Origin of the sequence: Pseudomonas sp. SBB6 (assembly GCF_024213215.1) — a bacterium.
Lineage (GTDB): Bacteria > Pseudomonadota > Gammaproteobacteria > Pseudomonadales > Pseudomonadaceae > Aquipseudomonas > Aquipseudomonas donghuensis.
The window spans coordinates 407,384-430,326 of the sequence record NZ_JANAVH010000004.1 but is presented as its reverse complement, the minus strand read 5'-3'; the positions used below and the strand labels follow the sequence as shown (position 1 = coordinate 430,326).

20 protein-coding genes and 1 tRNA gene are annotated in these 22,943 nt (G+C 62.8%); 6 read left to right on the top strand and 15 right to left on the bottom strand.

Annotated features, from left to right (window positions below):
* The first annotated feature begins 161 nt into the window (after positions 1-161).
* The 3 genes from NLX68_RS10770 to NLX68_RS10760 all read left to right on the top strand — a co-directional run bounded on the left by NLX68_RS10770 (position 162) and on the right by NLX68_RS10760 (position 3,073).
* Positions 162-248, top strand: a tRNA-Leu gene (locus NLX68_RS10770).
* A 243-nt stretch (positions 249-491) separates the two neighbouring features.
* Positions 492-1,505, top strand: a complete 1,014-nt coding sequence (locus NLX68_RS10765) for an extracellular solute-binding protein (protein WP_254283961.1) — start codon at positions 492-494, stop codon at positions 1,503-1,505.
* Positions 1,505-3,073: an iron ABC transporter permease gene (locus NLX68_RS10760; RefSeq protein ID WP_254283960.1), complete on the top strand. Its 1,569-nt coding sequence runs from the start codon at positions 1,505-1,507 to the stop codon at positions 3,071-3,073. Before NLX68_RS10765 ends, NLX68_RS10760 begins: the two co-directional genes overlap by 1 nt.
* 180 nt (positions 3,074-3,253) lie before the next feature.
* Here NLX68_RS10760 and NLX68_RS10755 read toward each other — a convergent pair whose 3' ends face one another.
* The 12 genes from NLX68_RS10755 to NLX68_RS10700 all read right to left on the bottom strand — a co-directional run bounded on the left by NLX68_RS10755 (position 3,254) and on the right by NLX68_RS10700 (position 17,551).
* The gene (locus NLX68_RS10755; protein ID WP_254283959.1) at positions 3,254-5,188 is read right to left on the bottom strand and encodes a methyl-accepting chemotaxis protein; all 1,935 of its coding nucleotides are present in this window, start codon (positions 5,186-5,188) and stop codon (positions 3,254-3,256) included.
* Positions 5,189-5,326: 138 nt separating this feature from the next.
* Positions 5,327-6,619 (bottom strand): adenylosuccinate synthase, encoded by a 1,293-nt coding sequence (locus NLX68_RS10750; RefSeq protein ID WP_010221599.1) that lies wholly within the window; start codon positions 6,617-6,619, stop codon positions 5,327-5,329.
* Between the two features lie 54 nt (positions 6,620-6,673).
* Positions 6,674-7,861 carry an ATP phosphoribosyltransferase regulatory subunit gene (locus tag NLX68_RS10745; protein WP_010221598.1) on the bottom strand — a complete coding sequence of 396 codons (1,188 nt, stop codon included), beginning with the start codon at positions 7,859-7,861 and terminating at the stop codon, positions 6,674-6,676.
* 275 nt (positions 7,862-8,136) lie between these two features.
* Positions 8,137-9,006 carry a protease modulator HflC gene (gene hflC, locus NLX68_RS10740; protein ID WP_254283958.1) on the bottom strand — a complete coding sequence of 290 codons (870 nt, stop codon included), beginning with the start codon at positions 9,004-9,006 and terminating at the stop codon, positions 8,137-8,139.
* Positions 9,006-10,166, bottom strand: a complete 1,161-nt coding sequence (hflK, locus tag NLX68_RS10735) for an FtsH protease activity modulator HflK (RefSeq protein ID WP_254283957.1) — start codon at positions 10,164-10,166, stop codon at positions 9,006-9,008. The genes hflC and hflK overlap by 1 nt, the downstream gene beginning before the upstream one ends.
* A gap of 96 nt (positions 10,167-10,262) precedes the next feature.
* Positions 10,263-11,564 (bottom strand): ribosome rescue GTPase HflX, encoded by a 1,302-nt coding sequence (gene hflX, locus NLX68_RS10730; RefSeq protein ID WP_010221595.1) that lies wholly within the window; start codon positions 11,562-11,564, stop codon positions 10,263-10,265.
* A 12-nt stretch (positions 11,565-11,576) separates the two neighbouring features.
* Positions 11,577-11,837: an RNA chaperone Hfq gene (gene hfq / locus NLX68_RS10725; RefSeq protein WP_010221594.1), complete on the bottom strand. Its 261-nt coding sequence runs from the start codon at positions 11,835-11,837 to the stop codon at positions 11,577-11,579.
* A gap of 96 nt (positions 11,838-11,933) precedes the next feature.
* The gene (gene miaA / locus NLX68_RS10720; RefSeq protein WP_254283956.1) at positions 11,934-12,905 is read right to left on the bottom strand and encodes a tRNA (adenosine(37)-N6)-dimethylallyltransferase MiaA; all 972 of its coding nucleotides are present in this window, start codon (positions 12,903-12,905) and stop codon (positions 11,934-11,936) included.
* A 1-nt stretch (position 12,906) separates the two neighbouring features.
* On the bottom strand, positions 12,907-14,808 hold the full coding sequence (gene mutL / locus NLX68_RS10715; RefSeq protein ID WP_254283955.1) for a DNA mismatch repair endonuclease MutL: 1,902 nt from the start codon (positions 14,806-14,808) through the stop codon (positions 12,907-12,909).
* Positions 14,805-16,229: an N-acetylmuramoyl-L-alanine amidase gene (locus NLX68_RS10710; RefSeq protein ID WP_198421649.1), complete on the bottom strand. Its 1,425-nt coding sequence runs from the start codon at positions 16,227-16,229 to the stop codon at positions 14,805-14,807. The genes mutL and NLX68_RS10710 overlap by 4 nt, the downstream gene beginning before the upstream one ends.
* A gap of 3 nt (positions 16,230-16,232) precedes the next feature.
* Positions 16,233-16,703, bottom strand: coding sequence for a tRNA (adenosine(37)-N6)-threonylcarbamoyltransferase complex ATPase subunit type 1 TsaE (gene tsaE / locus NLX68_RS10705; protein ID WP_254283954.1), 471 nt, complete (start codon positions 16,701-16,703; stop codon positions 16,233-16,235).
* The gene (locus NLX68_RS10700; RefSeq protein ID WP_254283953.1) at positions 16,691-17,551 is read right to left on the bottom strand and encodes an NAD(P)H-hydrate dehydratase; all 861 of its coding nucleotides are present in this window, start codon (positions 17,549-17,551) and stop codon (positions 16,691-16,693) included. Before NLX68_RS10700 ends, tsaE begins: the two co-directional genes overlap by 13 nt.
* A gap of 62 nt (positions 17,552-17,613) precedes the next feature.
* Here NLX68_RS10700 and queG point away from each other — a divergent pair, with 62 nt between their 5' ends.
* Positions 17,614-18,714, top strand: coding sequence for a tRNA epoxyqueuosine(34) reductase QueG (gene queG, locus NLX68_RS10695; protein WP_254283952.1), 1,101 nt, complete (start codon positions 17,614-17,616; stop codon positions 18,712-18,714).
* 32 nt (positions 18,715-18,746) lie between these two features.
* On the opposite strand, the gene NLX68_RS10690 is transcribed toward queG, so the two are convergent.
* Both NLX68_RS10690 and orn read right to left on the bottom strand, forming a co-directional pair.
* Complete coding sequence (locus tag NLX68_RS10690) at positions 18,747-19,358, bottom strand: trimeric intracellular cation channel family protein (protein WP_010221587.1); 612 nt, start codon at positions 19,356-19,358, stop codon at positions 18,747-18,749.
* Between the two features lie 100 nt (positions 19,359-19,458).
* On the bottom strand, positions 19,459-20,001 hold the full coding sequence (gene orn / locus NLX68_RS10685; protein WP_254283951.1) for an oligoribonuclease: 543 nt from the start codon (positions 19,999-20,001) through the stop codon (positions 19,459-19,461).
* A gap of 91 nt (positions 20,002-20,092) precedes the next feature.
* Between orn and rsgA the strand changes: the two genes are divergently transcribed.
* Positions 20,093-21,124, top strand: coding sequence for a small ribosomal subunit biogenesis GTPase RsgA (gene rsgA / locus NLX68_RS10680; protein WP_010221585.1), 1,032 nt, complete (start codon positions 20,093-20,095; stop codon positions 21,122-21,124).
* Between the two features lie 257 nt (positions 21,125-21,381).
* Positions 21,382-21,864 carry a TIR domain-containing protein gene (locus NLX68_RS10675; RefSeq protein WP_254283950.1) on the top strand — a complete coding sequence of 161 codons (483 nt, stop codon included), beginning with the start codon at positions 21,382-21,384 and terminating at the stop codon, positions 21,862-21,864.
* Positions 21,865-21,926: 62 nt separating this feature from the next.
* Here NLX68_RS10675 and motB read toward each other — a convergent pair whose 3' ends face one another.
* A complete protein-coding gene (gene motB, locus NLX68_RS10670; protein ID WP_254283949.1) occupies positions 21,927-22,943 on the bottom strand; it encodes a flagellar motor protein MotB in 1,017 nt (338 codons plus the stop codon).

Sequence of the window (22,943 nt, the reverse complement as noted above, 5' to 3'; positions counted from 1 at the left end):
AATTGGTAGACACGCCAGCTTCAGGTGCTGGTGACCTTACGGTCGTGGAAGTTCGAGTCTTCTTCTGGGCACCAATTTCAAATCTTAGAACTGCCTCCGGCTTCTGAGATTTACTGCAACACGCTACACTGTTTTTGTTTCAAGCTACACCGCTTCATTTTGCCCAGATGGTGAAATTGGTAGACACGCCAGCTTCAGGTGCTGGTGACCTTACGGTCGTGGAAGTTCGAGTCTTCTTCTGGGCACCAATTCAGATCAAACCCGCGAAAGCGGGTTTTTTCGTTTCTGCCCCTCCCCTTTTCCTCCCCTTTTCCTCCCCTTTTCCTCCCCTTTTCCTCCCCTTTTCCTCCCCTTTTCCTCCCCTTTTCCTCGCCTGCAACCCTGAAACGACCGATAGCCTGCTCATGAATTTTCCCTCACAAGGGCATTTGAGAAGCGATATCGATTATCATTGTTTCCAGATATGTAGCCGCAAGCGAGGAAGTACCCGCATGACGTTCCGCAATAACCCCCTGTTGCGCGGCCTGGCCGTCTCTGTTTTTGCCATGGTACTGGGCACGCCAGCCGCCATGGCCGCCGATTCTGTGGCACTGACCCTGTACAACGGCCAGCACAAGGAAATCGGTGAAGCCATCGCCAAGGCCTACGAGGCCAAGACCGGCATCCACATCAACATTCGCAAGGGCAGCAGCAACCAGCTGGCCAGCCAGATCATCGAAGAAGGTGATCGCTCCCCCGCCGACGTCATCTACACCGAAGAATCGCCACCGCTGAACAACCTCGGCGAGCTGGGCCTGCTGGCCAAGATCGATGATTCGACCCTGCAGGTGCTGCCCAAGGAATATGTCGCCGGCAATGGCACCTGGATGGGCGTCACCGCGCGCACTCGCGTGGTCGCCTTCAACCCCAAGGTGATCGACGAAAAAGACCTGCCGCCCTCGGTGATGGATTTCGCCGCCCCCGAGTGGGACGGCAAGATCGGCTTCGTGCCGACCAGCGGTGCATTTCAGGAACAGGCCGTGGCCATCCTCAAGCTGCACGGCCGTGACGCCGCCGAAGAATGGCTGACCGGCCTCAAGGCCTTCGGCAAGACCTACACCAACAACATGGTTGCCCTCAAAGCCGTGGAGAACGGCGAAGTCGCGGCGGTGCTGGTGAACAACTACTACTGGTACGCCCTGAAGAAAGAGCGCGGCCAGCTGGACTCGAAACTCTACTACCTGGCCGATGGCGACGCTGGCGGCCTAGTCACCATCTCCAGCGCTGCTGCGGTGAAAGCCAGCAAACACCCGAAACAAGCCCAGGCGCTACTGGCCTGGATGGCCAGCGAAGAAGGCCAGCGGGTAATAACCCAGACCACCGCCGAGTACCCGCTGCATAAAGGCATGGTCTCGGACCAGGGCCTGAAACCCTTCGAAGACCTGCGCCCGCCGAAAATCAGCCCGGCCGACCTGGGTAATGCCGAAGAAGCCCTGGAGCTCGAACGCGAAGTTGGCCTGCTGTAATGAGCGCAGCCCTGCCCGCGGCCATACTGGCCAGCCGTTACGTACCCAAGCGCAAGCGCCCGTCGATCTGGGTGGTGCTGCCGGTGCTGCTGCTGGTCGGGCTGAGCCTGTTACCGCTGCTGTATGTTGCCCTCAAGACCTGGGAAGCCGGCTGGCGCGAAGCCTTGCACCTGCTCTGGCGCCCGTTCGTTTGGGGCCTGCTGCGCAACACCCTGATGCTCATGGCCGGCGTTACCCTGGCCTGCATGGCCCTGGGCGTATCCCTGGCCTGGCTGCTTGAGCGCAGCAACCTGCCAGGGCGGCGCCTGTGGGGCGTGATCCTGTGCCTGCCGTTTGCCGTGCCGGCGTTTGTCAGCGGCTTTACCTGGGTATCGCTGAGCCCGCGCTTCGAGGGCCTGGGCGGCGCCATCCTGGTAATGAGCCTGTCCAAGTATCCGCTGGTATTCCTGCCGGTGGCGGCAACGTTGCGCAACCTCGACACCTCGCTGGAGGAGTCGGCGCGCACCCTGGGACAGACACGCTGGGGCGTATTTTTTCGCATCACCCTACCGCTGCTATGGCCGTCGATCATCGGCGGTAGCCTGTTGATTGCCCTGCACATGCTGGTGGAGTTCGGCGCCTTGTCGATCCTCGGCCTGCAGACCTTCACCACCGCGATCTACCAGCAGTTCGAGCTGGAGTTCAGCAACGCCAACGCCGCCATGCTCTCGGCGGTGCTGTTGTTCATGTGCCTGCTGATGCTCTGGCTGGAACTGCGCGTGCGCGGCAAGGCCCGGCATGTGCGGATCGGCCAGGGCGTGGCCCGGCGCGGTGCGCCGATTCGCCTGCGCGCGTGGATGCCGGTGGGGCAGCTGTACTGCCTGACATTGGCACTGCTGGGCAGCGGCATTCCGCTGGGCATGCTCGGTTACTGGCTGAGTGTTGGCTCGTCGGCGGCGTTTCCGCTGGCCGATATCAGCCGCGCCCTGTTCTCGTCGCTGTCGCTGTCACTGGGTGGCGCCGGGCTGAGCCTGTTGCTGGCACTGCCGGTTAGCTTCCTAGTAGTGCGCTACAAGGGCCGCCTGGCGATCTGGGCCGAACGCCTGCCGTACTTGCTGCATGCGCTGCCCGGCTTGGTGATCGCCCTGACCCTGGTGTACTTCGCCCTGCACTACGTGCCGGCGCTGTACCAGACCACGGGATTGTTGTTGCTGGCTTATGCGCTGCTGTTCCTGCCGCTGGCCCAGGCACCGGTGCGCACGGCCCTGAACAAGGCGGCGCCACAGCTTGAAGAAGCCGCACGCACCCTTGGCGCGACGCAGTTCACCGCGTTCTGCCGGGTGACCCTGCCAATCATCTTCCCGGCCCTGGCCGCGGCATTTGCCCTGGTGTTCCTGGATGCCATGAAGGAACTGACGGCGACCCTGCTGCTCAGCCCGACCGGCATGACCACCCTGGCCACCGAGGTGTGGGCCCATACCGCCAACGTCGAGTTCGCGGCAGCGGCACCTTATGCGGCGCTGTTGATTCTAGTGTCGGGGTTGCCGGTGTATCTGCTGACTACGCGGATGTACCTCAACCGCGCGTGAGGCCTTTGGGGCTGCTTTCGCAGCCCATCGCCGGCAAGGCCGGCCCCCACAATGGACCTGCATGCAGCAGACCTGCGGGAGCTGGACTTGCCAGCGATCGAGCGCGAAGCGGTCGTAACTCAGGCAACACATGATGTGCTGGCTGCACCGAACTCATCGCCGGCAAGGCCGGCTCCCACACTAGGCCCGGAACTGCCCCAGGCTAGCCTTGAGCTGCGCCGCCAGGTCATCGAGCACCTTGCTGCTGGCGGTGGTTTGCATCACCACTTCGGCAGCCCGCTCAGCCTGAGCATGGATGGTCTGCACCCTGCCACGCACCGCCTGCGCCCCATGCGCCTGCTGCTCAGCCGCACGGGTAGCCAGGCCGATAGCCGCATGCACCTGCTCGACCGAAGCCTGCACCGACTGCTGCACGCGGGCGTTATCGCGCAGCACCAGCAAGCCCTCGCTGGCTTGGCGCCCAGCCTGGCTGATCGCCGCCACCGCTTCTTTCGCACCTTGCTGCAAGGCACCGATATGCGCCTGGATGTCACCGGTCGAGCTCTGGGTTTTGCTCGCCAGCGCCCTGACCTCATCGGCCACTACAGCAAAACCACGGCCGGTTTCCCCGGCGCGCGCCGCCTCGATGGCGGCGTTGAGCGCCAGCAAGTTGGTCTGCTCGGCGATGCCATGGATCACCGTCAGCACCACCTCGATCTGCTCGCTTTGCTGGGCCAGGCGCTCGATGACCTTGGAACCGGTCTCGACCTGCCCGGCCAGGTCCTCGATAAGCTTGGCCACCTGAGTAGAGGTACGGCTGTTCTCGTCAGTGGCCTGACGAATATCCACCACCTGCTGCAAGGCCGACTGCATGGCCTGGCTTTCGGCCTGGGCCTCATCGGCCATGCTCGACAAGTCGCGCAGGCTGGCGGCAACCTCATCGCGCTGCAGCTCGGCAGCGGCGTCGGCGCCAGCATTGCGCTGGGCCATGGCGCCGATCTCGATGCCGGTACGCTGGGCCACCTCACCGGCCTCGCGAACGATGGGCTGCAGCTTGGCGACGAACTGATTGACCGCGGCGGCCATGTCGCCGATCTCGTCGCGGCTGTCGATGGTGACGCGCTTGGTCAGATCGCCCTCACCCGCCGCCAGGTCGTTCAACGCAGCGATCAACAGGCGCAACTTGTTGACCACGCGCCGACCGAGCACCACGGCCACCACCAGCAACACGCCCAGGCCGACCAGGGCCAGACCCACACCAATGTTCCAGCGCAGGGTTGCCGCGGCGTCCTGAACGCTTTGCGCAGTGTTGGCCTGCATGCCGGCCGCACTGGCCTGAGCTGCTTCCAGGCGCGCGCGCAGGGCCTTGTTACTGTCTGCTGCGGCCCCCACCAGGCTATCGCCGACCAGTTGATCACCACTGGCAATCAACGCCGAGAAGCGCTTGTCCAATGCCACCAGCTCATGGTCAACCACGGCAGTGGAGACGCCCATCAGCACCTTGCCGATCTCGACACCGTTGGGGTTGATCGAGGCTTCGACAACGTACACCGACGGGTCGTTGCGCGCGGCGTCCAGTACCTTGTCCAGCGCCCGCTCGCCCTGGCCCCTCTCCAGCAGCGCCTGGTTGATCGGGTTCTGCCGGTTGAGGTAACGGGTCAGGTGCTGGCCCTGAGCGTCGTCGTACACCACGAACAACACGTTGGGGTTGCGCTGGGCCCGACGGGAGAACTCCGACAGGGTCGGCACGTCGTTATCCCACATGGCTCGCGGCGCCACCGAGGCCAGCAGCTCGGCCATGTCGTTGGCCGAATCCTTGAGATGCTTCTCCAGGGTCGCGCGCAATTGTGCCTGCTCATCCTGCAAGCGCGTGGAGAGGCCTGCAGTCAGGCGCTGGCGGGTACTGGCGGAGAGGCTATCGAGCCCGGAGCTGACCTCCCTGCCAGCCTGTTCGAGTTCAGCGGCAAGCTTCTGGCTGTCGGTAGCCAGACGATTGTCCAGATCGGCCTCCAGGGCAGTGACCGTGCTCCGGGTCAGCGCGACCGCGACCAGCACCTGCACCAAAAGAGCGATACCAAGAGCAACAAAGACAGGCCGCAACAGGCGGCTTCGTAACAGTGAGAGAACGGCAGACACGAAAGAACCCTCTACTTCTGGGGCCATTAAAGTGATGGCACCGCTTGAGGGATTCTTACAGCAAAGGTTGTGCCGATCAGCCGACAGAAACGACAAAGGCCCCTATCAAGGGGCCTTTGTCTTTACATCAGTCGCGAATCAGGCGAACGGATGACGCAGCACGATGGTCTCGTTGCGGTCCGGGCCGGTGGAGATGATGTCGATCGGCGCGCCGACCAGCTCTTCCACACGCTTGATGTAGGCACGGGCATTAGCCGGCAGTTCTTCCAGGGTCTTGGCACCCAGGGTCGACTCGCTCCAGCCCGGCATTTCTTCGTACACCGGCTCCAGGCCGATGTAGCTGTCGGCGTCGGTCGGGGCGTCGATAACGGCACCGTTCTCGTTCTTGTAGCCCACGCAGATACGGATGGTTTCCAGGCCGTCGAGCACGTCCAGCTTGGTCAGGCACAGGCCGGAGATGCTGTTGACGTCGATGGCGCGACGCAGGATCACGGCATCGAACCAGCCGCAACGACGGGCACGGCCGGTGGTGGCGCCGAACTCGTGACCACGTTTGGCCAGGAAGGCACCGACGTCATCGAACAGTTCGGTCGGGAACGGGCCCGAGCCAACGCGGGTGGTGTAGGCCTTGGTGATACCCAGGATGTAGTCCAGGTACATAGGGCCAACGCCCGAACCGGTAGCGATGCCGCCAGCGGTGGTGTTGGAGCTGGTCACGAACGGGTAGGTACCGTGGTCGATGTCCAGCAGCGAGCCCTGGGCGCCTTCGAACATGATGTCCTTGCCAGCGCGACGCAGGTTGTGCAGCTCAGCGGTGACGTCGAGCATCATCGGCTTGAGCAGCTCGGCGTATTCCATGCACTCGTCCAGGGTCTTCTGGAAGTCGATTGCAGGCTCTTTGTAGTAATTGACCAGCACGAAGTTGTGGTAGTCCAGCAGCTCGCCAAGCTTGGCAGCGAAACGCTCGCGGTGGAACAAGTCACCGATGCGCAGGCCGCGACGGGCAACCTTGTCTTCGTAGGCCGGGCCGATGCCGCGACCGGTGGTGCCGATCTTCTGCTCGCCACGGGCTTTTTCGCGGGCCTGGTCGAGGGCCACGTGGTAGGACAGGATCAGCGGGCAGGAAGGGCTGATGCGCAGGCGCTCGCGCACCGGTACGCCTTTCTCTTCGAGCTTGTTGATTTCACGCAGCAGGGCGTCAGGTGCAACCACCACGCCGTTGCCGATCAGGCACTGCACGCCTTCGCGCAGCACGCCCGAAGGGATCAGGTGCAGCACGGTCTTCTCACCGTCGATCACCAGGGTGTGGCCAGCGTTGTGGCCACCCTGGTAGCGCACTACGGCGGCAGCATGTTCGGTCAGCAGATCGACGATCTTGCCTTTGCCCTCATCACCCCACTGGGTGCCCAGGACTACGACATTCTTACCCATAACACTTGTCCTCATTCGCGCAAACTTGGCGCCGGCTCGTACCGGCGGGGAATCTCAAATGGCCAGCGGCAGAACCTGCCAAAGCCCGTTTTGCTGAATCAATTGCCGATCGCAATCCGCCTCGACGGCGGCAGTCAATGGCTGCCCAGGCAAAGCCTGAACCACCCGCTGACCTTCACTGCGCAATTGGCAGACCAACTGCCAGAGTGCCGCATCGCTGCTGTCGGGCATCCAGATCCCGCCAGACGGCAATACCACCTCGGCTCGCCCCAGTGTGACCAGGGTCTTCAAATCCGTGGAGAAACCGGTGGCCGGGCGTGCCCGGCCAAAGTCTGCTCCGATGTCGTCGTAACGACCGCCCTGGGCGATCGACTGACCGACACCCGGGACGAACGCGGCAAACACCACACCGGTGTGGTAGTGGTAGCCACGCAGCTCGCCCAGGTCAAAATACAGCGGCAGCTCGGGGTAACGCGTGGCCAGCCGCTCGGCGATCGCCATCAGGTCATCCAGTGCCGCCAGCACCGCAGCCGGTGCACGGCCCAGACGCACGCGCGCCTCGGCCAGCACTTCACGGCCGCCGCACAGCTCGGTGAGCGAGCGCAGCATGGCGGCCAGGTCCGCTGGCAGCTTGGCGGTCAGCTCGATCACTTCGTCGACGGCCTTGCGCTGCAGGGCATCGAACAACTGCTGCTCGATCGCGCCAGACAAACCGGCGGCACGGGCCAGGCCGCGGTAGATACCGACATGACCGAGGTCCATGTGCACATCCGGCACATCGGCCAGTTGCAGCATGGCCAGCATCAGGCTGATCACCTCGACATCGCTGACCGGGCTGGCGTCGCCGTACAGCTCGGCACCGAGCTGGATCGGGCTGCGCGAGGTCGACAACGCCCGTGGCAAGGCATGCAGCACGCTGCCGGCATAGCACAGGCGGCTCGGGCCTTCACGACGCAGGGTATGCGCATCGATGCGCGCCACCTGCGGGGTGATGTCGGCACGGAACCCCATCTGCCGGCCCGATTGCGGGTCGATGACCTTGAAGGTCCGCAGGTCCAGGTCCTGGCCGGCACCGGTGAGCAGCGATTCCAGGTACTCGATATGCGGGGTCACGACGAAGTCATAACCCCAGCTCTGGAACAGATCCAACACCTGCCGACGCGCGATCTCGATGCGCGCCGCCTCAGGTGGCAGTACTTCTTCGATGCCATCTGGCAGCAGCCAGCGGTCTACCGTTGCCATTACGCCATTTCCCCTATGGTCCGGGCGGCTTGCCCGCAGGCGAGCCTTGAGTGAAGCAGGTATTGGCACACAATGGCGCGCAGCACCGATTCCAGCGCTACCGCCGTGCCTATACCCTCGAATACCTTGGGCTGCTCTGTAGACCCGAGCCGGGTTTGAACCGTTCGATCTTGCAGACGCAAAAAAGCCGGGAATTTCCCGGCTGCCGCATCATACACCCGTTTTCTCGCGGGATCACCCCGCCAGGCGTTTTAGCCGCCCGGCGGGGTAGATGCTTATGGCTTGGGCTTGCCCATGTAGCGGAAGAACTCGCTGCTCGGATCGAGCACCAGTACGTCGCTCTTGTCGGAGAAGCTCTCGCGGTAAGCCTTGAGGCTGCGGTAGAACGCGTAGAAGTCCTGGTCCTGACCGTAGGCCTTGGCGTAGATCGACGCCGCCTGGGCATCGCCATCACCGCGGGTTTCTTCCGATTCCCGGTAGGCTTCAGCCAGCAGTACCCGGCGCTGACGATCGGCGTCGGCACGGATGCCCTCGGCCAGCTCGTTACCCTTGGCGCGGTGTTCGCGGGCTTCACGCTCACGCTCGGTACTCATGCGCTCGAACACGCTGCGGTTGACTTCCTTGGGCAGGTCGATGGCCTTGACGCGAACGTCGACCACTTCGATACCCAGTTCCTTGCTGGCCATACGGTTCAGCGAGGCAGTGATGTCAGCCATCAGCGCGTCACGTTCACCGGAGACCACTTCGTGCAGGGTGCGTTTACCGAACTGGTCACGCAGGCCGCTTTCCAGACGGCGCGACAGACGTTCGTCGGCAATCTGCTTGAGGCCCGAGGTCGCGGTATAGAAGCGCTCGGCATCCTTGACCCGCCACTTGGCGTAGGCATCGACCATCACCGCTTTCTTTTCCAGGGTCAGGAAGCGCTGGGTCGGAGCGTCCAGAGTCATCAGGCGGGCGTCGAACTTGCGCACCTGGTTGACATAAGGAACCTTCACATGCAGGCCAGGCTGGACATCAGCCTGGACCACACGACCAAATTGCAGGAGTACCGCACGCTCGGTCTGGGCCACGATGTAGAAGCTGTTCCAGGCCACGATCGCCAGCACCACGGCCACGATCAGGGCGATCAGCGATTTATTGCTCATCAGCGGCTCTCCCTAGTACGCAACTGTGTTTGCTGCTGTTGCAGCTCCGCCGCGCGGTTGGCCGCATCGGCGTTGGCCGACGGCGCAACGGTGACCGGGGCAGAGCCGGAACGGCTGCCCTGCACCATCTTGTCCAGCGGCAGGTAGAGCAGGTTGCTCTGGCCGTCCTTGCCGGAAACCAGGACCTTGCTGGTGTTGCTGTAGACTTCCTGCATGGTGTCCAGGTACAGGCGCTGACGGGTCACTTCAGGGGCCTTGCGGTACTCGGCGACCAGCTTGGTGAAGCGGTCGGCCTCACCCTTGGCACGCGAGACGACTTCGTCGCGGTAACCGTTGGCGTCCTCGATGATCCGCTGGGCCTGACCACGGGCTTCCGGCACCACGCCATTGGCGTAGGACTCGGCCTGGTTGCGGGCGCGCTGCTCGTCTTCACGGGCACGGATCACGTCGTCGAAGGCTTCCTGCACTTCACGCGGGGCTGCCGCGCTCTGTACGTTGACCTGGGTGACGGTGATACCGGTACGGTAGGTATCGAGGAAACGCTGCAGGCGCTCCTTGATTTCCACGGCCATCTGCTCACGACCTTCGGTCAGCACCTTGTCCATCGCGGTGGAACCCACCACGTGACGCAAGGCACTGTCGGTCGCGTGCTGCAGGCTGATTTCAGGCTGATCGACGTTCAGCACGAAATCCTGCAGGTTGGTGATCTTGTACTGCACGGTCAGCGGCACCTCGACGATGTTCTCGTCTTCGGTCAGCATCTGCCCCTGCTTGGTATAGGCACGTTCGCGGGTAACGTTCTCCATGTACTTGCGATCGATCGGCGGGAAGTAGATGTTCAGGCCCGGCCCTACGGTTTCGTAGTATTTGCCGAAGCGCAGCACGACTGCCTGCTCCTGTTCGTCGACCACGTACACGGCGCTGTACAGCCAGATAGCTGCAAGCACGGCGAGACCGATGCCGAGCAGGCCGAAGCCACCGCCCTTGCCGACGCCGCCATCACCACCGCGTTTCTTGCCACTGCCGAACATGCCGTTCAGGCTGTCCTGCAGCTTGCGGAAGGCCTCGTCGAGATCCGGTGGCCCTTTCTTGTCGCCACCACGGCGCCCGCCCCACGGATCCTGATTGTTCGAGTTGCCACCCGGCTCATTCCAAGCCATAGCGCTCTCCATCTGATAAAGCAAAGACGCGCCCACGGCGCGCCGTCCAATGCTACAGAATGCCTGTCACGGCTGCCCGACCGCGTCGCCGGGCATTTATTGCAAAGTATGTTGCTCGATGAATTCCAGCGGCTGCAAACCTTCGCGGCTGACCAGGCGGTTCAACTCCACCCGCGGCAGTCGCACAGCCAGCAGGCTGCTGCCTTCATCGTCATGCTCTTCGCTCTGCACCGCGCCCAGTTCAAAGAACTGCGCGCGCAACCGGGCAAAACGCTGTTCAAGGCGCAAGGTACCGACAAACAGGTCATCCCCCAGCAATTCGGCGACCGCCTGCCCCACCAGCTCCAGCCCCCGACCATCGCGGGCCGAGACCCAGACCCGTTGCGGCTTGCCATCGGCATCGCGCTGAATCTGCGGCTCGACACCTTCAAGCAGGTCGAGTTTGTTATAGACCTCGAGGATCGGCAAGCCTTCTGCACCGATCTCTCCCAATACCGCCATGACCTGCTCGATCTGCGCCATGCGCTCAGGCTCATGGGCGTCGATCACATGCAGCAGCAGGTCGGAGTTGCTCGACTCTTCGAGCGTAGCCCGAAATGCCTCGACCAGCTTGTGCGGAAGGTGACGAATGAAGCCCACGGTGTCGGCCAGCACGATCGGCCCGAGGTCGTCGAGCTCAAGCCGGCGCAGGGTCGGGTCGAGGGTCGCGAACAACTGGTCGGCGGCATAGACCTCGGACTGGGTCAGGGCGTTGAACAGGGTGGACTTGCCGGCGTTGGTGTAGCCGACCAGGGAAACCGAGGGGATATCCGCCCGTTTACGGCCACGGCGAGCTTGTTCACGCTGGCTGCGGACCTTCTCCAGGCGTGCCTTGATCTGGCGCAGGCGTACCCGCAGCAGGCGGCGGTCGGTTTCCAGCTGGGTTTCACCTGGGCCGCGCAGGCCGATACCGCCTTTTTGCCGCTCAAGGTGAGTCCAGCCACGCACCAGCCGCGTGCTCATGTGCTCGAGCTGGGCCAGTTCGACCTGCAGCTTGCCTTCATGGGTACGCGCCCGCTGGGCGAAGATATCGAGAATCAGACCGGTACGGTCAAGCACGCGACACTCGAAGACTCGCTCGAGGTTACGTTCCTGACTGGGTGTGAGGGTGTGATTGAATATCACCAAATCTACCTGCTCGGCGTTGACCAGGTCGCGTAACTCTTCGACCTTGCCGCTGCCAATCAGGTATTTGGCGGTGGGCTGATGTCGCGCCACATTGGCGAACGCGACAATATCGGCCCCAGCCGACAGTGCCAGCTCCTGAAACTCCTGCGGATCTTCGCGCGCCTCAGGGTTCTGACCTTCCAAGTGAACGAGGACCGCCCGTTCACCACCACCGTGGCGCTCAAAGAACAAAGCAGACTCCTATCAGGCGTTACCTGGCTCAGCGTCGCCTTGCTCGGATTCGGTTGCGCTAGGCAGACGGATCGGACGCACAGGGACAACTGTCGAGATGGCGTGTTTGTAAACCATCTGGCTAACGGTGTTCTTCAGCAGAATCACGAACTGGTCGAAGGATTCGATCGTGCCTTGCAGCTTGATGCCGTTAACCAGATAGATCGAAACCCCAACTTTTTCTTTTCTCAAAGTATTCAAGTAAGGGTCTTGTAGCGAATGCCCTTTTGACATATGCCGCACTCCTGTAAGGATCAATAGTAAAAAAATCAAAGAAAAACTGATGGCTCAAGCCGCCCCACCCCAAGGATAGACGGCAATTGCAAGGACTCAGCTCAATATGGAGACCGATCCAAGGTATTTCAAGGTGCGAGACAGATTGTCGCAGGCCAGGCTGTCCAACCAGTGCAGGTCAGCCCAACTACGCAACCAGGTGAACTGCCGCTTCGCCAATTGGCGAGTGGCAATGATGCCGCGCTCCTGCATTTCAACTGAATTCAACTTGCCATCAAGGTGATCCCAGACCTGGCGATAACCAACCGCCCGTATAGACGGCAGCCCCGCGTGCAAGTCACTTCTGGCTCGCAGCAATCGGACCTCGTCAACGAAGCCCTGTTCCAGCATTTGCCCGAATCGTAGCGCAATCCGCTCGTGCAGTATGTGCCGATCGGTTGGGGCAATGGCCAGGCTGGCGACAGTATAGGGCAATTGTCCCGCTGCGGACGCGCCTGCGGCGCTACTTTCCGCGGATTGACGCTGGCGATGTGACGTCATCGTCAGGCCGCTGACCCGGTAGACCTCCAGCGCGCGGATCAGCCGCTGCGGGTCATTGGGGTGAATACGTGCCGCCGATTCCGGGTCGACCGCCGCCAACTGCTGGTGCAAGGCGTGCAAGCCAAGGCGCTGGGCCTCTTCTTCGAGCTCGGCACGCACCTGCGGGTCAGCCGCCGGCATGTCCGCCAGGCCTTCGAGCAAAGCCTTGTAATAAAGCATGGTGCCGCCGACCAGCAGCGGAATCTTGCCGCGCGCAGTGATATCGGCCATGGCCTCCAGCGCATCGCGACGAAAGTCGGCCGCCGAATAGCTCTCGGCCGGATCAAGGATGTCGATCAGCCGGTGCGGATAGGCGGCGAGGACTTCCTTGGACGGTTTGGCGGTGCCGATGTCCATGCCACGGTAGACCAGCGCCGAGTCGACACTGATCAGCTCGCACGGCAACACCTTGGTCAGCTCGATGGCAAGGTCGGTCTTGCCCGCCGCTGTCGGGCCCATCAGGAATATTGCGGGAGGTTTGCCGCTCATGTCATCGACCGCGCAAAAACAGTTTGTCCAGATCGTCCAGGCCCATCTGGGTCCAGGTCGGCCGGCCATGGTTGCATTGACCGCTGCGCTCGGTGTTTTCCATGTCGCGCAGCAGGCCGTTCATTTCAGCGATGGCCAGGCGCCGGTTGGCGCGGATGGCACCGTGGCAGGCCATGGTCCCGAGCAGCTCGTTCAGGTGCGCCTGAATACGGTCGCTGGTGCCGTATTCCATCAGATCGGCCAGAACGTCCTGGACTAGGCGGTTGGCCTCGGCCTGCTTGAGCAGCGCCGGAATCTGCCGGATCGCCAGGCTTTCCGGGCCCAGGCGCTGCAGCTCGAAGCCCAGGCGCTGGAACCACTCGGCGTGCTCTTCGGCACAATCGGCTTCGCGCTGGCTCAAGGCCAGGGACTCCGGCACCAACAGCGGCTGGCCGCTGAGGCCTTCGCTGGCCATGGCCACCTTGAGGCGTTCGTACATGATCCGTTCATGGGCGGCGTGCATGTCCACCAGCACCAGACCGACGGCGTTTTCGGCAAGAATATAAATGCCCTTGAGCTGGGCCAGGGCGTAGCCCAGCGGCGGGATGTCGCCCTGGCCTTCGGGCAAGGCAACCGGCGCAGCCTCGGCCAGCGGCGCAAAGAACTCCCGGTACACGCCCGGGGCTTCGGCTGCAGGCAATGCCTGGGTCGGTCGCGGCGTGTACTGGTATTGATAGCCTGCGCCACTGCCATTGCTACCCACGGACGGACGCAGGCCTGGCTCGGCCGGCGGCTGCTCAAGCAGGTTGGCAGCCAGGCGCATCTCGCCCTGGGGGCCGAACTCACCGGCCTGAATGCCGCTGGGGCGGATGATCTCGCTGGTGGCAGCGGGCGCGGCCAGCTGATCTTCCGGGCGCACATCGGCCAGGGCGCGATGCAGGGTGCCGTATAAAAAGTCGTGAACCATGCGTCCGTCACGGAAGCGCACTTCGTGCTTGGTCGGGTGCACGTTGACGTCGACACCGGTAGGGTCGACCTCGAAAAACAGCACGAAAGTCGGGTGCCGGCCATTGAACAGCACGTCACGGTAGGCCTGGCGCACGGCGTGGGCGACCAGTTTGTCGCGCACGGCACGGCCATTGACGAAGAAGTACTGCAGGTCGGCCTGGCTGCGCGAGAAGGTCGGCAAACCGACCCAACCCCACAGGTGCAGGCCGTTGCGCTCAACCTCGATCGGCAGCGCCTGTTCCAGGAAGCCCGGGCCGCAGATGGCCGCTACACGGCGGGCGCGCGCGGAATCGTCATGGGCTTCGTGCAGGCTGAGGATGCTTTTGCCGTTATGGCGCAGGTGAAAACCCACGTCAAAACGCGCCAGCGCCAGGCGCCGGATCACTTCCTGCAGGTGATCGAATTCGGTTTTTTCGGTCTTGAGAAACTTGCGCCGGGCCGGGGTATTGAAGAACAGATCGCGCACTTCCACCGAGGTACCGACCGGATGCGCTGCGGGCTGCACTCGCGGGGCCATGTCGCGGCCTTCGGTTTCCACCTGCCAGGCCTGTTCGGCATCGCGGGTACGCGAGGTCAGGGTCAGGCGGGCGACCGAGCTGATCGAGGCCAGGGCTTCACCACGAAAGCCCAGGCTCATGACCCGCTCAAGGTCTTCAAGGTCACGAATCTTGCTGGTGGCGTGGCGGGCCAGGGCCAACGGCAGGTCATCGGCGGCAATACCAACACCGTCGTCGCGCACGCGCAGCAGCTTGACGCCGCCCTGCTCGACTTCGACGTCGATACGCTTGGCGCCGGAGTCCAGGCTGTTTTCCAGCAGCTCCTTGATCACCGATGCCGGGCGCTCGACCACCTCACCGGCGGCAATCTGGTTGGCCAGCCGCGGGCTGAGCAGCTCGATGCGGGCACTGCTGCTCATTGCTGGGCCGCCAGGGCGGTGGTCGGGATGTTCAGGTGCTGGCCGACTTTGAGCTCATCGGTTTTCAGGCTGTTGGCGCTGCGCAGGCTGGCAACGCTGACCTGATAGCGCACGGCGATCATCGCCAAGGTCTCGCCCGGGCGCACCGAATGCTCGCGTGGCCCCTGGGCAATCTTGCCGCTGTCGCGCAGCCAGGCGACATAAGTGCCCGGCGGCGGGTTCTGCTGGAAGAACTGGCGCACGCCGCTGTGGATAGAACGCGCCAGGGATTGCTGGTGGCTCGGGGTAGCCAGCTTGGCCGCCTCGTTGGCGTTGGAGATAAAGCCGGTTTCCACCAGGATCGATGGGATGTCTGGCGATTTCAGCACCATGAAGCCGGCCTGTTCGACGCGCTGCTTGTGCAGCGGGGTGATCCGGCCCATGTTGCCCAGGACCTTCTGGCCGACGTTGAGGCTGGAGGAGAGCGAGGCGGTCATCGACAGGTCGAGCAGCACACCAGCAAGCATGCGGTCCTTGTCATCGAGGCTGACGTTGCCGGCACCACCGATCAGGTCGGAGCGGTTTTCGCTGTCGGCCAGCCAGCGCGCGGTTTCCGAGGTGGCACCGCGATCGGACAGCGCAAACACCGAGGCACCGAAGGCCGCCTTGGACGGCGCAGCGTCCGCGTGGATCGAAATGAACAGGTCGGCGCCCTTCTTGCGGGCAATCTCGGTGCGTTTACGCAGCGGGATGAAGTAGTCACCGGTACGGGTCAGCTCGGCGCGAAAGCCCTTCTCGGTGTTGATCTGGCGCTGCAGTTCCTTGGCAATGGCCAGGACGATGTCTTTTTCATGCTGGCCACGCGAACCGGAAGCACCCGGGTCTTCACCGCCGTGACCGGCGTCGATGGCGATGACAATGTCACGCTTGCCGTTGGGCACTGGAGGCAGCTTGATCGCCGGTTGCGCCGGGGTTACCGGCACAGCCGGCGTGGTCGCCACCGGTGGCGTTGGCGGTGGCGGCGCGGCATCGGCCTCCTGGTCGAACAGGTCGACCACCAGGCGGTTGCCGTACTGGGCATTGGGCGCCAGGATGAAGCTCTTGGGCGTCACCGATTTTTTCAGGTCGACCACCACGCGCAAGTCGGTCGGCGTACGCTGGGCCGAGCGCACGCTGGTAATCGGGGTATTGGAGGTGGACACCGACAACGGCGCAGCCAGGGTCGCGCCATTGATGTCGATCACCAGGCGATCCGGGGCGGTCAGGGTAAATACGCTGTGCTGCACAGGGCCCGAGAGGTCGAAGACCAACCGTGTGTTGTCCGGCGCTCGCCATAAACGCATACTTTTGACTTGCGTGACGGCCAGAGCGTCAACAGTCACTACCGTAAGCAGCAGTCCTACGACAGAAACCAGTGCGCGAATGCGCATACCTATCCCCATTTTCTATTTGAATTCCAAGGCCAGAGCGGCACACCAGGCTTCGCCACGTGCCCCCTGTGGCGACAGGTTGAGCGAACGACCGCCCGCCTGGGGGCTTATGGTAATGGTCAGGTCGGGCTTTGGCAAAATGCCCGCCCCTTTTTGGGGCCACTCGAACAGGCACAAGGCGTCATCTTCGAAGTAATCGCGGATGCCCAAGAACTCCAGTTCCTCCGGATCGACCAGGCGATACAGGTCGAAGTGGAACGCGCGAATGTCGCCAATCTCGTAAGGCTCAACCACTGTAAAGGTAGGACTTTTTACCGAGCCTTGGTGTCCGAGGCCGCGAATAATACCGCGCGACAGGGTGGTCTTGCCCGCCCCCAGGTCCCCTTCGAGAAAAATCACGCCGTGACCTTGAGTCACGTTGGCAATGCTATGGCCAACGTTGACCGTGGCCTGTTCATCGGCCAAAAACAGGGTTATGCCAGACACGCTGAATGCTCCTCCAATAACTGACGAATTGCCGGGACCATGTCGCTGGCCGCCAGGCCGCGGCCCTGCACGGCCAGGCGCTCGCCCGCACAGGCATGCAGCCAGACGCCCAGGCAGGCCGCGTCCCAGGCCGACATGCCCTGGGCGAGCAAGGCGCCGAGCACACCACTGAGCACATCCCCCAGGCCGGCACCCGCCATGGCCGGATGACCGCGCGAGCACAGCGCCAGCTGCCCCGCCGGGTCGGCCACCAGGGTGCCGGCGCCCTTCAGCACGCATATGGCCGCGTATTTACGCGCGAGTTTGCGTGCTGCGCCGGGCCGGTCAGCCTGCACCGCCTCGGTCGATACGCCCAGTAAACGAGCGGCCTCCCCCGGGTGCGGGGTGATGACGCTGGCTTTGGGCAATGGCAAGGGCTGGCGCGCCAGCAGGTTCAGGGCATCGGCGTCCCACACCTGCGGCGCCTGGCTGCTGGCCACCGCCGACAACAGGCTGCGGCCCCAGGCCGCCTGCCCAAGTCCCGGGCCGACCACCAGCACCGAAGCCCGCTCGATCGGCGTCATCAACTGGTTGGCCGAATGCACACCCAGGCTCATCACCTCGGGCAGACGGGCCATTGCCGCGGGCACATGCTCGGCACGCGTGACCAGCGACACCAGCCCGGCGCCGCAACGCAACGCCGCTTCGGCGCTGAGCAGCACGGCGCCGCCCGTGCCGCGATCACCACCGACCACCAGCACATGGCCGAAGTCGCCCTTATGGGCGTCGGCAGGACGTGGCGCCAGGGGCGCAAGGGTGACGCTGGTGAGCCGATGTGGCTCGTTTGTGGGGTGTTTGGTCTGAGGCATGGGTCAAAGGCTCTGATGTCTGGCAGAATTATACGCACCTGAGTCCGTATTGCCTTATTCCCATGTCTGCTTCTGCCCCCGACCTACCCACGCTGGCCCAATCGATCAAGGATTGGGGCCGAGAGCTCGGCTTTGCCCATGTCGGCATCGCCGGGGTGGATCTGGGCGAGCACGAAAAACACCTGGAGCGCTGGCTTGAAGCCGGCTATCACGGCGAAATGGACTACATGGGCGCCCACGGCAGCAAGCGCTCGCACCCGGATGAGCTGGTGCCCGGCACCTTGCGCGTAGTGTCACTGCGCATGGACTACCTGCCGGGTGATACGCGCATGGCCCAGCAACTGGCCCAACCGGAGAAAGCCTATATCTCCCGCTACGCCCTGGGCCGCGACTACCACAAGCTGGTACGTAAACGCGTGCAACACCTGGCCGAGCGCATCCAGAAAGAGATCGGCCCGTTTGGCTTTCGGGCGTTTGTCGACAGCGCCCCAGTGCTGGAAAAGGCCATCGCCGAGCAGGCCGGGCTGGGCTGGATCGGCAAGAACACCCTGCTGCTCAACCGCAAGGCCGGCAGTTACTTCTTTCTTGCCGAGCTGTTCGTCGATATGCCGCTGCCGGTCGATCCGCCACACGTCAGCGAACACTGCGGACGCTGCAGCGCCTGCCTGGACATCTGCCCGACCCAGGCCTTTGTCGGCCCCTATGTGCTGGATGCCAGGCGCTGTATCTCGTACCTGACCATCGAGCTGAAAAGCGCGATCCCCGAAGAACTGCGACCGTTGATCGGTAATCGGGTATTCGGCTGCGACGACTGCCAGATTGTCTGCCCGTGGAACCGTTTCGCCCGACCCAGCGGTGAAAACGACTTCAAACCCCGGCACAATCTCGACAGTGCCGGGCTTGCCGAGCTGTTCATGTGGGATGAGCAGACCTTCCTCGACAGCACTGAAGGCTCACCGCTGCGCCGTGCCGGTTATGAGCGCTGGTTACGCAACCTGGCGGTGGGGCTGGGCAATGCACCCTCGACTATCCAGGTGCTGGAGGCGCTCAAGGCGCGGCGGGAGTATCCGTCGGAGCTGGTGCGCGAGCACGTGGAGTGGGCGCTGGAGCAGCATTCTTCGCGGGGCAAGCCCGCTCCCACAGGGAGTAGCGCCGGCCTGTAGGAGCGGGCTTGCCCCGCGATACGGTTATCGACTCAATGCTCGTCGTTGTAATGAAACTTCGGCATTTCCCAATGAAACCGAATCGCCAGCAGCCGTAGCAGGAAACCGCCAAACAAGGTCAGCAGAATCGCCTGCTCGCCCGGTACATTGAAGTACACGCACCCCAGATAGAACCAGGCCGCCGCGAACGACACACTGGCATACAGCTCTCGGCGGAAGATCAGCGGAATATCGTTACAGAAGATATCCCGAAGAATGCCGCCAAACACCCCGGTGATCACCCCGCTGATCGATGCCACCAGCATGCCCTGGCCCATTTCCAGCGCCGTCATGCAGCCAATCAGGGTGAAGGCCACAAGCCCCAGGGCATCGAGCACCAGGAACAGCGAGCGCAGGTGGCGCATCAGCGGTGCAATAAAGATAGTCATCAGCGCCGCGAAACTGGTCAGCACCAGGTATTCCGGGTGCTTGACCCAGGTCAGCGGGTAATGCCCCAGCAGCACGTCGCGCACCGAGCCACCACCCAGCGCGGTGATGCAGGCGATCAGCACCACACCGAACCAGTCCATGCCGCGACGGCCGGCCGACAGCGCGCCAGTCATGGCTTCGGCGGTGATAGCAACGAGGTAGAGCATCAACAACATGGCGCAGATCCGAGCAATGGGGCGCGCAGTCTAACCAGTTGCCACAGGCACCAAAAGGGGGCGCCGCACGGATTGTCTGTACAAGCCGACGGCGCTGCGCTCAGAACTTGATGAAGTGCTCGCGATAGTGGCGCAGTTCGTTGATCGACTCGCGGATATCGTCCAGCGCCAGGTGGGTACCGCCTTTCTTGAAGCTGTCGCGCACCTCAGGGGCCCAGCGTGCCGCCAGCTCCTTGAGGGTCGAGACGTCGAGGTTGCGGTAGTGGAAGTAGTTTTCCAGGTTGCGCATGTGGCGATAGAGGAACCGGCGATCCTGGCAGATGCTGTTGCCACAGATCGGGGATTTGCCTTTGGGTACCCACTGCTCCAGGAAGGCGATGGTCTGGGCCTCGGCTTCGGCCATGCTGACCGTGCTGTCCTTGACCCGCTGAGTCAGACCGGAGGCGCCATGGGTGCGGGTGTTCCACTCATCCATGCGCGCCAGCACTTCATCACTGTGGTGAATGGCGATCACCGGGCCTTCGGCCAGGGTGTTGAGGTCGCTGTCGGTGACGATGGTGGCCATTTCGATAATGACGTCTTGATCCGGATCCAGACCGGTCATTTCCAGGTCGATCCAGATCAGGTTCTGTGGGTTCTGCATGATTCTGCTCCTCGGTAGGTACGCAGTTTAGCCTAGTGGAGCGTGCTAAACTCCCCGCCGTTAAATATTGCCTCCCGAACACGGAACCTTCATGGCCAAACGCCAGCTCAATCGACGCCAGAACTGGCGCATCGAAAAAATCCAGGGTGAACGCGCTGCCCGCGCCGCCAAACGCGAACAACAGACCCTGAAGGAGCTAGAAGGCGGCGACCTCGGCCCGGAACAACTGGGCCTGGTCATCGCCCACTTTGGCGTGCAGGTCGAAGTCGAAGCCCAGGACGGCGACGTTGCCGGCCAGGTGTTCCGTTGTCACTTGCGCGCCAACCTGCCAGCGCTGGTCACCGGCGACAAGGTCGTGTGGCGGGCAGGCAACCAGGGCATCGGTGTGATCGTTGCACAGATGCCGCGCCACACCGAGCTGTGCCGCCCGGACAGCCGCGGCCAGCTCAAGCCGGTGGCGGCCAACGTCGACCTGATCGTGATCGTCTTCGCCCCGGCACCGGAACCCCATGCCAACCTGATCGACCGTTACCTGGTGGCGGCTGAACATGCCGGCATCCGGCCGTTGCTACTGCTGAACAAGGCCGACCTGATCGACGAACAGAACGCGCCGGCGCTCAATGCGTTGCTGGCGGTGTACCGACAGCTGAGCTATCCCGTGCTGGAAGTGTCGGCCCACCAGGGCAATGGCATGGAGCAGCTGCAGGCGCAACTCGACGGCCACATCAGTGTGTTCGTCGGCCAGTCCGGGGTTGGCAAGTCATCGCTGGTCAACAGCCTGCTGCCCGATGTGCAGACCCGCGTCGGCGACCTGTCGGAATGGTCCGGCCAGGGCACCCACACCACCACCACCGCCCGCCTCTATCACTTCCCAGGCGGTGGCGAACTGATCGACTCCCCGGGTATCCGTGAATTCGGCCTGGGCCACGTCAGCCGCGCCGATGTCGAAGCCGGCTTCATCGAATTCACCGACCTGCTCGGCACCTGCCGCTTTCGCGACTGCAAGCACGATCGCGAACCCGGTTGCGCGTTGCTCAAGGCCCTCGAAGATGGCCGCGTGCAACAGCAGCGGATGAACAGCTACCGTTCGATCATCGCCAGCCTGCCGCAAGACAGCTACTGAGTACCCGAGGCTCGGAAACGGGCCTCAAACGGCTACAAAGTAAGACCTTTATGTAGGGATTTTTACCCAAACAAGCAGGAAGCATCTTGTTTGTTGGTCGTACCTTGCTGTCCGAAAGACTTTCGCTGATTGTCACCTTTCAAGATTCGCCGCCATGAAGCGAATCGCCCCATGCCCTGCGTATGAAAGGAATCAACCATGACAATTCAGCCGTTACGCATCGATGCCACGCCCTCCAGCCTGGGAGGGCACCACTGATGCCAGTCTTTATCAGTTATCGCCACAGCCAACGCTTGGACGCCTTCATCATCAATGAACGGCTCAAGCTCGAAGGCATCAGTACCCAACTGGACCTGTTCGACAGCGAGGCGCAGCAGACCACCGACGATATCAGCGGCATTATCCGGCGCAACATCAGCCAATGTACCCATCTGATCGCCGTGCTTGCCCCCGAGACCGCCGACGCCTGGTGGGTGCCCTTCCAACTGGGAGCGGCTACCCTGGTCAATCGCCGGGTTGCCTTCTACCAATGCGGCGAGGCCACCTTACCGGCCTATCTGGAAAAGTGGCCAACCATGTACAACCGCGAGCACATTGACCTGTACGTTCGCGCCTACCATGACGAGCAGACCTTCAAGCGTTCGATCGACAGTGAAGCCTGCGAGGCCAATGCCACCAACCGCTCCAACGCCGACTTCTTTCATGCCGACCTCAAGGCCAAGATCCGCCGCGGCTTCTAACCCGTAGCGCAAAAAAACGCCCGCGGGCATCGCTGCGCACGGGCGTTTTTCTACAAACAGTATTACTGCTTGTTTTCGTCCATCTTCAACACGCCGTCTTCGAAGATGTTCAGCTTCTGCCGCAACTCCCGTGGCTGCATCGGCTCGGCCGCCGGGGCCTGCGCTTGCGGGGCAGCCGGTGCCGGCGCTGCAGCACCGGGTTGCGCGGCATCAGGGGCAGCAGGCTGGGTCTGCTCGCCCTCGATGGTGCGCTGGGCCTTCTTGGTCAGGACAATGATATCGATACGGCGGTTGACCGGGTTAAGCGGGTTCTGCCGGTCAAACAACGACGACGAGGCATAACCCACTACCCGCGCCACCTGGGTATCCGGATAGCCACCGGCGACCAGCGCGCGACGGGCCGCATTGGCACGGTTGGCCGACAGTTCCCAGTTACCGAAGTCACCGGTACCGGCGTATGGCTTGGCATCGGTATGGCCGCTGATGCTGATCTTGTTCGGCACCGCCTTGATGGTGTCGGCCATGGCCAGCAGGATGTCTTCGAAGTACGGTTGCAAACGCGCGCTACCCAGGTCGAACATCGGCCGGTTCTCGGCGTCCATGATCTGGATACGCAGGCCGTCCTGAGTGATTTCGAAGAGGATCTGGTCCTTGAACTTCTGCAGTTGCGGGTTTTCTTCGACCTTGTTCTGCAGCTCCTGCAGCAGCAGTTCCAGGCGTTCGCGCTCGACCTGCTCGGCCATGCTTTCAACCTTGTCCTGGTCCAGTTGCAAGCTGGTGTCAGGGGTCGGCTCGGTTTTCACTTCCGGGTTGATGGTCTTTTCCGGAGCGAGCTGGGGCGAACCACCGAGATCGATGATGTAGGGCGTACCACTCTCGGAAAAACCGATCGGGTCTTTGAAGTAGCCGGCAATGGCGATCTTCTGCTCCGGGGTGGCCGTCGACATTAGCCACAGCACCAGGAAGAACGCCATCATCGCCGTAGCGAAGTCGGCGAAGGCGATCTTCCAGGCGCCACCGTGGTGGCCGTCGCCAAAGCGCTTGATGCGCTTGACGATAATGGGCTGATTGTTCTCCAT

Bases quoted from the DNA above. Each gene is read 5' to 3' on its own strand.
- NLX68_RS10765 (WP_254283961.1), top strand. From the start codon at position 492: ATGACGTTCCGCAATAACCCCCTGTTGCGCGGCCTGGCCGTCTCTGTT.
- NLX68_RS10760 (WP_254283960.1), top strand. From the start codon at position 1,505: ATGAGCGCAGCCCTGCCCGCGGCCATACTGGCCAGCCGTTACGTACCC.
- NLX68_RS10750 (WP_010221599.1), bottom strand. From the start codon at position 6,619: ATGGGTAAGAATGTCGTAGTCCTGGGCACCCAGTGGGGTGATGAGGGC.
- NLX68_RS10745 (WP_010221598.1), bottom strand. From the start codon at position 7,861: ATGGCAACGGTAGACCGCTGGCTGCTGCCAGATGGCATCGAAGAAGTA.
- hflC (WP_254283958.1), bottom strand. From the start codon at position 9,006: ATGAGCAATAAATCGCTGATCGCCCTGATCGTGGCCGTGGTGCTGGCG.
- hflK (WP_254283957.1), bottom strand. From the start codon at position 10,166: ATGGCTTGGAATGAGCCGGGTGGCAACTCGAACAATCAGGATCCGTGG.
- hfq (WP_010221594.1), bottom strand. From the start codon at position 11,837: ATGTCAAAAGGGCATTCGCTACAAGACCCTTACTTGAATACTTTGAGA.
- miaA (WP_254283956.1), bottom strand. From the start codon at position 12,905: ATGAGCGGCAAACCTCCCGCAATATTCCTGATGGGCCCGACAGCGGCG.
- mutL (WP_254283955.1), bottom strand. From the start codon at position 14,808: ATGAGCAGCAGTGCCCGCATCGAGCTGCTCAGCCCGCGGCTGGCCAAC.
- NLX68_RS10710 (WP_198421649.1), bottom strand. From the start codon at position 16,229: ATGGGGATAGGTATGCGCATTCGCGCACTGGTTTCTGTCGTAGGACTG.
- NLX68_RS10700 (WP_254283953.1), bottom strand. From the start codon at position 17,551: ATGCCTCAGACCAAACACCCCACAAACGAGCCACATCGGCTCACCAGC.
- queG (WP_254283952.1), top strand. From the start codon at position 17,614: ATGTCTGCTTCTGCCCCCGACCTACCCACGCTGGCCCAATCGATCAAG.
- NLX68_RS10690 (WP_010221587.1), bottom strand. From the start codon at position 19,358: ATGTTGTTGATGCTCTACCTCGTTGCTATCACCGCCGAAGCCATGACT.
- orn (WP_254283951.1), bottom strand. From the start codon at position 20,001: ATGCAGAACCCACAGAACCTGATCTGGATCGACCTGGAAATGACCGGT.
- rsgA (WP_010221585.1), top strand. From the start codon at position 20,093: ATGGCCAAACGCCAGCTCAATCGACGCCAGAACTGGCGCATCGAAAAA.
- NLX68_RS10675 (WP_254283950.1), top strand. From the start codon at position 21,382: ATGCCAGTCTTTATCAGTTATCGCCACAGCCAACGCTTGGACGCCTTC.
- motB (WP_254283949.1), bottom strand. From the start codon at position 22,943: ATGGAGAACAATCAGCCCATTATCGTCAAGCGCATCAAGCGCTTTGGC.